12 protein-coding genes are annotated in these 13,706 nt (G+C 70.8%); 11 read left to right on the top strand and 1 reads right to left on the bottom strand.

The annotated features are described in order from the left end of the window. Positions 1-101: 101 nt before the first annotated feature. On the bottom strand, positions 102-1,919 hold the full coding sequence (locus ACFW2Y_RS15490) for a bifunctional metallophosphatase/5'-nucleotidase (protein ID WP_384878405.1): 1,818 nt from the start codon (positions 1,917-1,919) through the stop codon (positions 102-104). A gap of 153 nt (positions 1,920-2,072) precedes the next feature. On the opposite strand from ACFW2Y_RS15490, the gene mshD reads away from it, so the two are divergent. The 11 genes from mshD to pstB all read left to right on the top strand — a co-directional run bounded on the left by mshD (position 2,073) and on the right by pstB (position 13,534). Further along, complete coding sequence (gene mshD, locus ACFW2Y_RS15485) at positions 2,073-2,999, top strand: mycothiol synthase (protein ID WP_384878402.1); 927 nt, start codon at positions 2,073-2,075, stop codon at positions 2,997-2,999. A gap of 60 nt (positions 3,000-3,059) precedes the next feature. Further along, the gene (locus tag ACFW2Y_RS15480) at positions 3,060-3,479 is read left to right on the top strand and encodes a GntR family transcriptional regulator (RefSeq protein WP_384878399.1); all 420 of its coding nucleotides are present in this window, start codon (positions 3,060-3,062) and stop codon (positions 3,477-3,479) included. After that, a complete protein-coding gene (locus ACFW2Y_RS15475) occupies positions 3,476-4,318 on the top strand; it encodes an ATP-binding cassette domain-containing protein (protein ID WP_384878396.1) in 843 nt (280 codons plus the stop codon). The genes ACFW2Y_RS15480 and ACFW2Y_RS15475 overlap by 4 nt, the downstream gene beginning before the upstream one ends. Next, entirely contained in the window at positions 4,315-5,292 is a 978-nt protein-coding gene (locus ACFW2Y_RS15470; protein ID WP_384878393.1) for an ABC transporter permease, read from the top strand. Before ACFW2Y_RS15475 ends, ACFW2Y_RS15470 begins: the two co-directional genes overlap by 4 nt. 211 nt (positions 5,293-5,503) lie before the next feature. Beyond that, positions 5,504-7,759, top strand: a complete 2,256-nt coding sequence (locus ACFW2Y_RS15465; RefSeq protein ID WP_384878390.1) for an RNA degradosome polyphosphate kinase — start codon at positions 5,504-5,506, stop codon at positions 7,757-7,759. After that, positions 7,746-8,729 carry a CHAD domain-containing protein gene (locus ACFW2Y_RS15460; protein ID WP_384878387.1) on the top strand — a complete coding sequence of 328 codons (984 nt, stop codon included), beginning with the start codon at positions 7,746-7,748 and terminating at the stop codon, positions 8,727-8,729. Before ACFW2Y_RS15465 ends, ACFW2Y_RS15460 begins: the two co-directional genes overlap by 14 nt. Further along, positions 8,726-9,172: an NUDIX hydrolase gene (locus tag ACFW2Y_RS15455; protein ID WP_384878384.1), complete on the top strand. Its 447-nt coding sequence runs from the start codon at positions 8,726-8,728 to the stop codon at positions 9,170-9,172. Before ACFW2Y_RS15460 ends, ACFW2Y_RS15455 begins: the two co-directional genes overlap by 4 nt. 263 nt (positions 9,173-9,435) lie before the next feature. After that, positions 9,436-10,578 carry a phosphate ABC transporter substrate-binding protein PstS gene (pstS, locus tag ACFW2Y_RS15450; RefSeq protein WP_384878381.1) on the top strand — a complete coding sequence of 381 codons (1,143 nt, stop codon included), beginning with the start codon at positions 9,436-9,438 and terminating at the stop codon, positions 10,576-10,578. A gap of 109 nt (positions 10,579-10,687) precedes the next feature. Next, positions 10,688-11,662, top strand: a complete 975-nt coding sequence (gene pstC, locus ACFW2Y_RS15445; protein WP_384878378.1) for a phosphate ABC transporter permease subunit PstC — start codon at positions 10,688-10,690, stop codon at positions 11,660-11,662. Further along, positions 11,659-12,732, top strand: a complete 1,074-nt coding sequence (pstA, locus tag ACFW2Y_RS15440; RefSeq protein ID WP_384878375.1) for a phosphate ABC transporter permease PstA — start codon at positions 11,659-11,661, stop codon at positions 12,730-12,732. Before pstC ends, pstA begins: the two co-directional genes overlap by 4 nt. A gap of 25 nt (positions 12,733-12,757) precedes the next feature. Next, positions 12,758-13,534, top strand: a complete 777-nt coding sequence (pstB, locus tag ACFW2Y_RS15435) for a phosphate ABC transporter ATP-binding protein PstB (protein ID WP_376487454.1) — start codon at positions 12,758-12,760, stop codon at positions 13,532-13,534. The last annotated feature ends 172 nt before the right edge of the window (positions 13,535-13,706 follow it).

Below are 13,706 nucleotides of genomic sequence, written 5' to 3'. Positions count from 1 at the left end.
CCACGACAACATCACCAGACCGCCCGGCCCCTCCGGACGCACGGGGAGGGGGCGGCGCACCGTCGCGGCGGCGCACCGCCCCCTCCCGGGGGCCCTACGGGTTACTGCACGACCGTGATCCGGTCCGCAGCCGGAACGCCGAGCGGGTCGGCGGCCGAGGAGTGGGCGTTCAGGTAGGCGTTGAAGAGGTCCAGGTCCGAGGCGCCGACCAGCTTGTTGGTGCCGGTGGCCAGGGCCGCGAAGCCGTCGCCGCCGCCCGCGAGGAACTCGTTCATCGCGACGCGGTAGCTCTTGGTCGGGTCGATCGGCTCACCGTTCAGCTCGATCGTGCCGTCGACGACGCGGTCCGCGCCCGTCTTCGTCATGTCGAGCGTGTAGGTGAGGCCCTTCGACACCTGGAGGATCTTGACCGAATCCAGGTTCGAGCCGCTGACCTGCTGCTTCAGCGCGGCGATCAGGTTGGCGCCGCTCAGGTCGACCACGTTCATCATGTTGGTGAAGGGCTGCACCGTGAAGGACTCGCCGTAGGTCACGACGCCGTCGCCCTCGGAACCGGAGGCCTTGTAGACCAGGTCGGAACGGATGCCGCCCGGGTTCATCAGGGCCAGCTGCGCGCCGCCCTTGTCCGCCGGGGCCAGGCCCTCCAGCTGCGCGTCGGCGATCAGGTCGCCGAGCGGCTTCTCGTACGCCGTGGAGCCGCGGCCGTTGATGTCGGCGGCGATGAAGCCCTGCGGGCGGTTCGCGATCGGAGCCGCCAGGCCCTTCCAGTCCTCGATCAGCCGGGTGAGGTCGGTGGCCTTCGGCACGTCACGGCTGACCACGCGGTTCGCCGAGGCGACCGCGGTGCGGACGATGTCCTTGGTGCGGCGGTCGTAGGTCAGCGTGGTGTCGGTGTAGAGCTTGCCGTAGGAGGCCGCCGAGGTGACCAGGCGCGGCTTGCCCGCCGGGTCCGGGATGCTGCACACGTAGGCCTGGTGGGTGTGGCCGGTGACCAGCGCGTCGACCTGCGGCGAGACGTTCTTGGCGATCTCGACGATCGCGCCCGAGAGGCCTTCGCCGTCCCCGCCGCAGTCGTAGTTGTACGAGGACGAGGCCGGCCTGCCGCCCTCGTGCACCAGGGCGACGATGGACTTGACGCCCTTGCGCTCCAGGACCTTCGTGTACTTGTTGATCGTCTCGACCTCGTCGCCGAACTTCAGGCCCTTGACGCCCTCGGCGGTGACGATGTTCGGGGTGCCCTCCAGGGTCACTCCGATGAAGCCGATCCGGACGCCGTTCTTCTCCCAGATGAAGTACGGGTCCAGCAGCGGCTTGCCGGTCTTCTCCTTGGTCACGTTGGCCGCGAGGTAGGGGAAGTCGGCCCCGCGGAACCGCTTGCCCTCGACGGAGCAGCCCGCGGTCGGGTGGCAACCGCCGTTCTGCATGCGGGCGAGCTCGACCGCGCCCTCGTCGAACTCGTGGTTGCCCACCGAGGTGACGTCCAGGTCGAGCTCGTTGAGCGCCTCGATCGTCGGCTCGTCGTGGAACAGGCCCGACAGCAGCGGAGAGGCACCGATCATGTCGCCGGCCGCCGCCGTGATGGAGTAGCGGTTGCCCTGGCGCGCCTGACGCAGGTGCGTCGCCAGGTACTCGACGCCACCCGCGTCGATCGTCTCGGTGGTCCCGTCCTCCTTGGTCCGGGTCACCCGGCCGGACGAGCCGGCCGGCGGCTCCAAGTTGCCGTGCAGGTCGTTGAAGGACAGCAGCTGGACATCGACCATCCGCCCCCAGCCCTTGCCGTTCCCGTGCCCGGAGGCCACCGCGCCCCCGGCCGCCCCGGCCGACGGCATCGCGGCGACGAGCGCGCCGACCGTCGCAAGCCCGGCCCCTGCGGCGAGAATTCGCCGTGCAGTCTTGTTCTTCCTCGGTGTCGCTGCCATCTCTCCCACTCGTCCCCTTGCCCCGTTTCAGGCCATGACCTAGATCCCCCGTTGCGCGTGCAGCCTAGAGTCAACGCGCGTAGCGCAACAGGGGGTGGCTGGTTACAAGACAGTTGCCAATGGCTGACGAAGTGTCGCCGTAGGCTCGTCACCATGACTTCCGACGCGGCGCCGGCCCTCGAACCGGGACGGCAGATCCACACGTACGACGAGCTCACGCCCGAGCAGATCCAGGACGTCCTGTCCCTCCTCGAAGCCTCCGACCAGGCCGACGGCCTGCACGCCGTGTCCGAACAGGGGCGGCTCTACCTGCGCCACGGCAGGCGCGAGGGGGTCCGGCACTTCCTCCTCACCGTCGGCTCCCACCTCTACGGCTACGCCCAACTGGAGGAGACCGACCCGATCGAGGCGCCGGCCGCCGAGCTGGTCGTCCACCCCTCCCACCGGGGCCGCGGCCACGGCCGGGCGCTCGGCACCGCCCTGCTCGACGCCTCCGGCAAGCGGCTGCGCGTCTGGGCGCACGGCGGCAAGCCCGCCGCCCGGCACCTCGCCCAGGTGCTCGGCCTGACGCTCTTCCGCGAACTGCGCCAGTTGCGCAGGCCGCTGGTGCCGCTGGACGTCCCGGAGCCGGTGTTCCCCGAGGGCGTCACCGTCCGCACCTTCGTCCCCGGCGCGGACGACGCGGCCTGGCTGTCCGTGAACGCCGCCGCCTTCGCCCACCACCCGGAGCAGGGCTCGCTCGCCCAACGGGACCTGGACGACCGGATGGCCGAACCCTGGTTCGACCCCAAGGGCTTCTTCCTCGCGGAGAAGGACGGGCGGCTGATCGGCTTCCACTGGACGAAGACCCATGCCGAGGAGCAGCTCGGCGAGGTGTACGTGGTCGGCGTCCTGCCCGACGCCCAAGGGGGCGGCCTCGGCAAGGCGCTGACGGCCACGGGGCTGCGGCACCTGGCGGCGCAGGGGCTGCCGACGGCGATGCTGTACGTCGACGCGGACAACACGGCGGCGGTGCGGGTCTACGAGGGAATGGGCTTCACCACGCACGAGGTGGACCTGATGTACCGCACGGAGTCCTGAACCCGCGGTCACCAGGGGGCGGTTGACACCGCCCCCTGTTTTCCACCACCCTTTCACTACTTGATTAGTGAAAGGGTGGTGGAAGGGATCGTGGTCGAGTACCGCATCGACCGGCGCAGTGGCGTCGCCACCTACCTCCAGATCGTCCAACAGACGAAGCAGGCCCTCCGCATGGGCCTCCTGGAGCCCGGCGACCGACTGCCCACCGCACGCGAGGTCGTCGAAGCGACGGCCATCAACCCCAACACGGTCCTCAAGGCCTACCGCGAACTCGAACGCGAAGGCCTCGTCGAGGCCCGCCGCGGCCTCGGCACCTTCGTCCGCACCACGCTCGGCACCGCCCCCGCCGACTCGCCCCTCCGCGGCGAACTCGCCGACTGGGCACGCCGGGCACGCGCCGCCGGACTGGAGAAGGACGACGTGGCCGCGCTCTTCACATCCGTACTGAAGGACCACTTCGAGGGGGACGACGACCGATGACCGAGCCCACCGCCCTGGAGGCCCGCCTCCTGGGCAAGCGATACCGGGGAAGGGGACGCGGCTGGGCCCTGCGGGAGTGCGACTTCGCCCTCCCCGCCGGCCGGATCTGCGCCCTCGTCGGCCCCAACGGCGCCGGCAAGTCCACCCTCCTCGCCCTCGCCGCCGGCCTCCTCCGCCCCACCGAGGGCACCATCGACGCCCCCGCCCGCGAGCACCTGGCCTACGTCGCCCAGGACAAGCCGCTCCACCCCCGGCTCAGCGTCGCCGACACCCTGCGCATGGGCCGCGAACTCAACCCGGGCCGCTGGGACGACGCCCTCGCCCGACGGGTCGTCGAAGGCGGCGGCTTCTCCTCCGACGCCCTCGTCCGCACCCTCTCCGGCGGCCAGCGCACCCGGGTCGCCCTCGCGCTCGCCCTCGGCAAGCGGTCCGAACTGCTGCTCCTGGACGAGCCCATGGCCGACCTCGACCCGCTCGCCCGGCACCAACTGATGGGCCTGCTCATGGCCGAGGCGGCCGAACGCGGCACCACCGTCGTCATGTCCTCCCACATCCTCACCGAGCTGGAAGGCTCCTGCGACCACCTCCTCCTGCTCCACGGCGGCACGATCCGCCTCGACGGACCCGTCGACGAACTCCTCGCCGCGCACACCCTGCTCACCGGCCCGATCGGCGACCTCGCCCCGCACACCGTCGTCGAGTCCCGGACCACGGGCCGTCAGCTCACCGCCCTGATACGCCACCGGGGCCCGGTCGAAGGCCCCTGGGACACCCGGGAACCCTCCCTGGAGGACCTCCTCCTCGCCCACCTCCGCACCACCGAAGGAGCCCCGGCATGAGCGGCCTCGCCCTGAAGGGCGCCTCCTGGCTGACGGTCCGCCAGTACCGCCGGACGCTCTGGCTGACCGCGGCGGTCGTCGCCCTGTCCTTCCTGGTCGTCGCCGGGCTGCGGCTGTGGGACGCGCAGACCCCCGACTCGCTCACGGCGGACGGGATGCGGGTCCCCGCGAACGACACCGGCCACGCACTGCTCAGGGAGGCCATGCTGCAGGGCGTGGTGGGCATGCTCCTGCTGCCGCTGCTCGTCGGCGCCTTCGTCGCGGGCCCGCTCATCGCCCGGGAGTTCGAGTCGGGGACGCACAAGCTCTCCCTCACCCAGTCCCTGAGCCCGACCGCCTGGCTCCGCACCAAGCTCCTGGTCACGACCGCCGCCGCCCTCCTCGCCACCCTCGCCCTCATGGGCGTCTTCCGGATCGGCTGGGGCCGCGTCTCCGGCGGCTGGAACCTCACCTGGGCCGACCGCGGCCCCTACGAGAGCAGCGGCGTCGTCCTCGTCGCGTACGTCCTCGCCGCCGTCGCCGTCGGCGCCCTCATCGGACTGCTCGTCCGGCGCACCCTGGTCGCCATGGCGACCACCGGCCTGGTCCTGGGCGTCCTCCTGCTCGTCCTCGGGGCGCTGCGCTGGTCCTTCCTCCCGGTGGAGACGTACGTCAAGAACGGGCCCGCCTCCGGGCTCCCGAACGACGCCTTCCTGGTCCACACCGGCATGCTCACCCGCGACGGCAGCCGCTTCGACCCGTGGACCTGCCGGAGCGAGGCCATGGACGCCACCAGGAACGTCGACGTCCCCGACCTCTGGATCAAGACCTACGACGGCTGCCTCGCGCGCCACGACGTCGTCAGCGAGTTCGTCGACTACCACCCCCGGTCCCACTTCTGGCCGACCCAGCTGATCGAGAGCGGCATCGTGCTCGCCCTCGCCGGCCTCGCGCTGTACGCCGCCTTCCGCGTGCTGCGGGCCCGACACCCGTAGGAGGACACGCGTAGACATATCGGGGGCGGGGCCCGCACACGGCCCCACCCCCGATTCCCCGACGACATGTCGTCGTTACCGGCCATTCAGAAGCGCTTGCGACGCTCACGCAATGAAGCGCTCCGTGTCCGCCCTCCCGAAAGGGAGACTTCCTTCCCTCACGGCCCGCTCCGACGCGCCCGACCACCCCTTCGCGCGGAAGAATGGGGCCATGAGCCAGCAGCCCGCCGAGGTCCCGGTCCAGTCCTCCGCCACCTCGTCCGCCCCGTCGTCCGCCGCGCCGTCCCTCGGCTCCATCACCGCGCACCGCGCGCACGTGGTGAACGGAGCCGTCGTCACCGAGATCGAAGCCGACCTGGACGCCGATCCCGACACCTACGAGGACGACGGCGCACTCGGCGACGACCTGCCCCAGGGACGCTTCCTCGACCGGGAGCGCAGCTGGCTCGCCTTCAACGAGCGCGTCCTCGAACTCGCCGAGGACCCCACCACGCCCCTCCTCGAACGGGCGAACTTCCTGGCGATCTTCGCCTCGAACCTCGACGAGTTCTTCATGGTCCGCGTGGCCGGCCTGAAGCGCCGCATCGCCACCGGCGTCGCCACCCGCTCCGCCTCCGGCCTGCAGCCCCGCGAGGTCCTCGACCTCATCTGGACCCGCTCGCGGGAGCTCATGGCCCGGCACGCCGCCTGCTACCAGCAGGACGTGGCCCCGGCCCTGGCCGACGAGGGCATCCACCTCATACGCTGGCCCGAGCTCACCGAGAAGGAGCAGGCACGGCTCTTCACGCTCTTCCGGCAGCAGATCTTCCCGGTCCTCACTCCCCTGGCGGTGGACCCGGCGCACCCCTTCCCCTACATCTCCGGCCTCAGCCTCAACCTCGCCGTGGTGGTGCGCAATCCGGTCAGCGGTCACCGCCACTTCGCGCGCGTCAAGGTGCCGCCGCTGCTCTCCCGCTTCCTGGAGGCCTCCCCGCAGCGGTACGTGCCCCTGGAAGACGTCATCGCGGCCCACCTGGAGGAGCTGTTCCCCGGCATGGAGGTGCTCGCGCACCACATGTTCCGGGTGACCAGGAACGAGGACCTGGAGGTCGAGGAGGACGACACCGAGAACCTTCTCCAGGCCCTGGAGAAGGAGCTCATGCGGCGCCGCTTCGGCCCGCCGGTGCGCCTGGAGGTCGAGGAGTCCATCGACCCCTACGTCCTCGACCTGCTGGTGCGCGAGCTGAAGGTCTCCGACGCCGAGGTGTACCCGCTGCCCGGCCCGCTCGACCTCACCGGACTCTTCGGGATCGCCGGGCAGGACCGGCCCGAGCTGAAGTACCCGAAGTTCGTCGCCGGCACCCACCGCGACCTCGCGGAGGTCGAGTCGGCGTCCGCGCCCGACATCTTCGCCGCGCTGCGCGAGCGGGACGTGCTCCTGCACCACCCGTACGACTCCTTCTCGACGTCCGTGCAGGCCTTCCTGGAGCAGGCGGCGGCCGACCCGGACGTCCTCGCCATCAAGCAGACCCTGTACCGCACCTCCGGCGACTCCCCCATAGTCGACGCCCTCATCGACGCCGCCGAGTCCGGCAAGCAGGTCCTCGTCCTCGTCGAGATCAAGGCCCGCTTCGACGAACAGGCCAACATCAAGTGGGCGCGGAAGCTGGAGGAGTCCGGCTGCCACGTCGTCTACGGCCTCGTCGGCCTCAAGACCCACTGCAAGCTGTCGCTCGTCGTGCGACAGGAGGGCGAACTGCTCCGCCGCTACTCGCACGTCGGCACCGGCAACTACCACCCGAAGACCGCCCGGCTCTACGAGGACCTCGGCCTGCTCACCGCCGACCCGCAGGTCGGCGCCGACCTCTCCGACCTGTTCAACCGGCTCTCCGGCTACTCCCGTCGCGAGACCTACCGGCGTCTGCTCACCGCCCCCAAGTCCCTGCGGGACGGGCTGGTCTCCCGGATCACCAAGGAGATCGCGCACCACCGCGCCGGGCGGCCCGCGTACGTCCGGATCAAGGTCAACTCTATGGTCGACGAAGCCGTCATCGACGCCTGCTACCAGGCTTCGCGGGCCGGCGTCCCCGTCGACATCTGGGTCCGCGGCATCTGCGCCGTACGCCCCGGAGTCACCGGCCTCTCGGAGAACATCCGGGTCCGCTCGGTCCTCGGGCGCTTCCTCGAACACTCCCGGATCTTCGCCTTCGGCAACGGCGGCGAGCCCGAGGTCTGGCTCGGCAGCGCCGACATGATGCACCGCAACCTGGACCGCCGGATCGAGGCCCTGGTACGGGTCTCCGACCCCGCGCACCGGGCCGCACTCACCCGGCTCCTGGAGACCGGGATGTCCGACACCACCTCCTCCTGGCACCTGGGACCCGACGGGAACTGGACGCGACACGCGACCGACCCCGAGGGCCGGCCCCTACGGCACGTCCAGGAGATGCTCATCGACGCGCGGAGGCGCCGGCGTGCACAACCCTGACCACTCCCAGGACGTCACGGCGGGCGAGGTCCTGGCCCCCTACCTGCACGCCCGGGCCGCGGACTTCCTCCGCGGCCTGCGCCTGCACGGCGAGAGCGGCTCCGACACGGCCGGGGCGGAGGAGGCCGCACGGACGCTACGGGGCGCGGCCCGCAGGATCGGCGGCACCCTCCACACCTTCCGGCCGCTGCTCGACCCCGCCTGGGCCGACCACCTGCGCACCGAGCTCGCCTGGCTCTCCGGCACCCTGGCCCTGGAGCACGCCTGCACCTCCCGGCTCGTCCGGCTGGTGGACGCGCTGTCCCGCCTGTCGAACGGCAGCGGGCCGGTGCCGGCGGCGCGGGGCTCGGAGAGCAACGGACTCGCCGTCGGCGCCGCCCGGGCCTGCGCCCTCCTCGAACGCCAGCTGACCCTGGCCAGGACGCGCGCCCACTCGGCCTCCCTGCAGGCCCTCGGCTCCGCGCGCTTCCACGCCGTCGCCGACGCCGTCGCCCTCCTCGCCTCCGAGGTGCCGCTCGGCCCCGTCGGCGAGGCCCCGGCCGTCGAGGTCCTGGACGGCCCCGCCGAGCTCGCCGAACGGCGGCTCCTCGACGCGGTCGCCGCCCTTCCGCTGACCCGGGCGGCGCACCCGTACAACGCCGACGCCCTCGGCCTGGCCGCCGGCGAATCCCAGGACGCGCCCTGGCACCAGACCCGCCTGTTGCTGCGGCTGCACCGGTACGCCACCGAGGCCCTGCACACCGACAACGACCCGCACTCCGTCCTGTACGAGGCCGCCCGCGCCCTGGACCGGCACCGCGACGCCGCCGAGGCCGCGACGGCCGCCGCCACCGCCGCCCGCACCCCGCGCATCGCCCCGGCGACCGCGTACGCCCTCGGCGTCCTCCACGCCGACCAGCGCCACGAGGTCGAGGCCGCCCGCTTCGCCTTCCAGCGCGCCTGGCGGAGCACGACGGCTCCGGTCCCGTGACCGACGACCGGGGTCCTATCCTGGCGGCGGGCTGCGTCCTGTGGCGGCCGGCGCTTTCCGGCCACGGGATCGAGATCGCCCTGGTCTTCCGCCCGAAGTGGACGGACTGGTCCCATCCGAAGGGCAAGCTGAAGCGCGGCGAGGACGCCCGGTCGGGTGCGATCCGGGAAGTCCTTGAGGAAACCGGCATGACCTGCACCCTGGGTGTCGAGCTGCCCACCGTGCGCTACCGGGTGCAGGGCCGTCCCAAGGAGGTACGGTACTGGGCGGCCGAGGCCACCGGGGGCTCCTTCGCGCCGAACCGCGAGGTGACGCGCTTGCTCTGGCTCCCCCCGGGAGCCGCACGGTCCCGACTCACCCAGGACAGGGACAGGGAACTGGTCGACGCCCTCCTCGGGGCGCGCGGATCCCGACGGGCCGCCCCCGGCGCCACCACGACCTGAGCGGAGCCCACGGATCAGGCCGGTGAGCCGGGGCGTACGGGCACGGCCCGTGCCGTCCGCCTCCCCATCGACCGCACCCGGGCTTCCGGCACGATTCACCTCCCGTTCACTCTCCTCCGTCGACGGCTTCACCTGTTCTGCCTAATTTCGGCCTTACACGGTGCACGGAGCACAGCGATGCACCCACCAACCGACAGCACCGCCGTAGAACGTTCAGGACACACGGTCCGCGACAAGGCGGCTTCTGGAAGGAACACCCGAAAGTGAAGCTTTCGCGCAAGAACGGGCTTCGCGCCTCCGCGATCGGTGCCCTCGTCGTCTCCGGCGCGCTCGTCCTCTCGGCGTGCGGTTCGGACGACAACACGGAGACCCCGACCAAGGAGGGCGGCGCCAAGACCTCCGCCGCCGCGTCGAACATCGCGTGCGACGGTGCCAAGGGCCAGCTCCTCGCCGCCGGCTCCAGCGCGCAGAAGAACGCGATGGACCTCTGGGTCAAGAACTTCCAGGCCGCGTGCTCCGGCGTCGAGGTCAACTACCAGGCCATCGGTTCCGGCGGCGGCATCACCAAGTTCAACCAGGGCCAGGTCACCTTCGCCGGCTCCGACTCCGCCCTCAAGGACGAAGAGGTCGCCGAGTCGCAGAAGATCTGCACCGGCGGCAAGGGCATCAACCTGCCGATGGTCGGCGGCCCCATCGCCGTCGGTTACAAGCTGGACGGCGTGGACAACCTCGTCCTGGACGCCCCCACCATCGCCAAGATCTTCGACACGAAGATCACCAAGTGGAACGACCCGGCGATCGCCAAGCTGAACCCGGGCGCCAAGCTCCCCGACACCACCATCCAGGCCTTCCACCGCTCGGACGAGTCCGGCACCACCCAGAACTTCGGCAAGTACCTGTCGACCGCCGCTCCGGCCGACTGGAAGTACGACCCGAAGACGAAGTCGTGGCCCGCCCCCGGCGGCCAGGCCGCCAACGGCTCCTCCGGTGTCGCCACCGCGGTCAAGGACGCCGTGGGCTCCATCGGCTACTTCGAGCTCTCCTACGCGACGGCCAACAAGATCGACACGGTCAGCATCAACACCGGTGCCTCCGCCCCGGTCGCCGCGACCACGGAGAACGCCTCCAAGGCCATCGGCGCCGCCAAGATCAAGGGCACCGGCGACGACCTGGCCCTCTCCCTCGACTACGCCACCAAGGCCGAGGGCGCCTACCCGATCGTCCTGGTGACCTACGAGATCGCCTGCGACAAGGGCAACAAGGCGGAGAACCTGCCGACCCTGAAGGCGTTCCTCAACTACACCGTCAGCGAGGAGGGCCAGAAGGTCCTCTCCGACGCCGGTTACGCCCCGCTCCCGGCCGAGATCGCGACCAAGGTCCGCGAGATCGTCCCCACCCTGTCCTGACCCCTGCCGGGTCCGGTCCCTCACCTGACGGGAGGGACCGGGCCGGCATCCGGTGCACCGCCGCCAGGGGCCCGTACGTCCGTACCGGCCCCGCAGACCGGAGAATCAGATGGCTACCACCTCACCCGACATACAGAGGAGCCGGAGCGCCAAGGGCGCGACCCGCCCCGGGGACCGCATCTTCAGCGGTCTGTCCCGAGGTTCCGGCATCACCCTCCTCGTGATCATGGCCGCGATCGCGGTCTTCCTCACCTACCGTGCCGTCCTCGCCATCTCGCAGGACAGCACCAACTTCTTCACCACCTTCGAGTGGAACCCGGCCGGGAAGCCGCCGGCCTTCGGCATCGCCGTCCTGGCCTACGGCACGATCGTGTCCTCGGTCATCGCGATGCTCATCGCCGTGCCCGTCGCGATCGGCATCGCCCTCTTCATCTCGCACTACGCCCCCCGCAAGCTGGCCAAGCCGCTCGCGTACGTGGTCGACCTGCTCGCCGCGGTGCCCAGCATCATCTACGGCCTCTGGGGCGCGATCTTCCTCGTCCCCTACCTGGGCGGCCTCAACAAGTGGCTCGACCAGTACATGGGCTGGACGTACGTCTTCGACAAGTCCAGCGAGGGCGTCGCCCGCAACATGTTCACCGTCGGCATCCTGCTGGCGATCATGATCCTCCCGATCATCACCAACGTGACCCGCGAGGTCTTCCTCCAGGTCCCGCGGATGCACGAGGAGGCCGCACTCGCCCTCGGCGCCACGCGCTGGGAGGTCATCCGCATGTCGGTGCTGCCCTTCGGCCGCTCCGGCATCATCTCCGCTTCCATGCTGGGCCTCGGCCGCGCGCTCGGCGAGACGATGGCCGTCGCGGTCGTCCTCTCCCCCAGCTTCGTCCTCTCGGGCCACCTCCTCGACCCGGGCGGTGGCACCTTCGCCCAGAACATCGCCGCCAAGTTCAACGAGGCCAACGAGTACGGCCGTGACGCGCTGATCGCCTCCGGTCTCGTCCTCTTCGTCATCACCCTGCTGGTCAACGGCGCCGCCCGCTGGATCATCGGTCGCCGCAAGGAGTACTCGGGGGCCGCGGCATGAGCCACGCCATACAGGAACGTCCGGTCACGGCGGCCCCGCGCCGCGGGTCCCTCGCACACGCCCGCCTCCCCCGCTGGGCACCGGCCGCCATCGCCGGTGGCTCGATCGTCGCCGGCATCGGCATCGGCGCCGCCGCCGGTTGGCAGAGCAAGGTCCAGTGGGGCCTGGTCGCCGCGCTGCTGTTCGTCCTCGTCACCTTCGCCCTGACCACCAAGGTCGAAGGCAGCCGCCAGGCCAAGGACCGCGTCGCCACCAGCGTCGTCTGGGTGTGCTTCGTCCTCGCCGTCGTCCCGCTGCTGTCCCTCGCCTGGGTCACCCTCAGCAAGGGCCTCGAAGTCCTCGACGGCTACTTCCTCACCCACTCGATGAACGGCGTCCTCGACGCCGAAGCCGGTGGCGGGCTCTACCACGCGCTGCTCGGCACCATCGAGCAGGTCGGCATCGCGACCCTGATCGCCGCGCCGATCGGCCTCCTCACCGCCGTCTACCTGGTCGAGTACGGCGGCGGCAAGCTGGCCCAGGCCGTCACCTTCTTCGTCGACGTCATGACGGGCATCCCGTCGATCGTCGCCGGCCTCTTCGTCCTCGCCACCTGGAACCTGATGCTGGGCTTCGGCCCCTCCGGTTTCGCCGGCGCGATGGCCCTCGCCATCCTGATGATGCCGGTCGTGGTCCGCTCCACCGAGGAGATGCTCAAGCTCGTCCCGAACGAGCTCCGCGAGGCCTCCCTCGCCCTCGGCATCCCCAAGTGGCGCACGATCCTGAAGGTGGTCCTGCCCACCGCGATCGGCGGCATCACCACGGGCGTCATGCTCGCGGTCGCCCGCATCACCGGTGAGACGGCCCCGGTCCTGCTCCTCGTGTTCGGTACGAAGCTCATCAACCCGAACCCCTTCGAAGGCGCCCAGTCCTCCCTGCCGCTCTACGTGTACGAGCAGTACGCGGTCGGCACCGACGCCGCCGTGGCCCGCGCCTGGGCCGCCGCGCTCGTCCTGATCGCCTTCGTCATGATCCTCAACCTGGTGGCCCGCGGCATCGCCCGCTGGAAGGCCCCGAAGACCGGCCGCTGACCGCGGTAAATTGGAAGTGATTCACATGGCCAAGCGAATCGACGTCAGCGGCCTCTCCGCCTACTACGGCGCCCACAAGGCGATCGACGACATCTCGATGACCGTCGAGCCGCGCTCGGTGACCGCCTTCATCGGCCCCTCCGGCTGCGGCAAGTCCACCTTCCTGCGCACCCTGAACCGGATGCACGAGGTCACCCCGGGTGGCCGCGTCGAGGGCAAGGTGATGCTGGACGACGAGAACCTGTACGGGACGAACGTCGACCCGGTCGCCGTGCGCCGCACCGTGGGCATGGTCTTCCAGCGTCCGAACCCCTTCCCCACCATGTCGATCTTCGACAACGTGGCGGCGGGCCTGCGCCTCAACGGCAGCTACAAGAAGTCCCAGCTGAACGACATCGTCGAGCGGTCCCTCAAGGGCGCCAACCTCTGGAACGAGGTCAAGGACCGCCTCAACAAGCCGGGCTCCGGCCTCTCCGGCGGTCAGCAGCAGCGCCTGTGCATCGCGCGGGCCATCGCCGTCGAGCCGGACGTCCTGCTGATGGACGAGCCCTGCTCCGCCCTCGACCCGATCTCCACCCTGGCCATCGAGGACCTCATCGGCGAGCTGAAGGAACGCTTCACGATCGTCATCGTGACGCACAACATGCAGCAGGCCGCCCGCGTCTCGGACCGCACGGCCTTCTTCAACCTGGCGGCCGTCGGCCAGCCCGGCAAGCTGATCGAGCTGGACGACACCGAGCGCATCTTCTCCAACCCGAGCGTCCAGGCGACCGAGGACTACATCTCCGGCCGCTTCGGATAAAGACCGTCCTGCGGTGCTGCATGGCGGTGCCACCGCACGACGAAGGGCCCGGCCCCCCACCAGGGGAGCCGGGCCCGATCACGTTCCTGCCGCCCCACGCGAACGGCCGCCCCACGGGTGCGGAGCACGAGCAGAAGGCGGGGAAAAGGGGAAGGGGCCCGGGTGCGGAGGG

This window comes from Streptomyces sp. NPDC058877, from assembly GCF_042742855.1.
Taxonomy (GTDB): Bacteria; Actinomycetota; Actinomycetes; order Streptomycetales; family Streptomycetaceae; genus Streptomyces.
The sequence above is the reverse complement of the archived record's forward strand: the minus strand, read 5'-3'. Positions and strand labels throughout refer to the sequence as shown.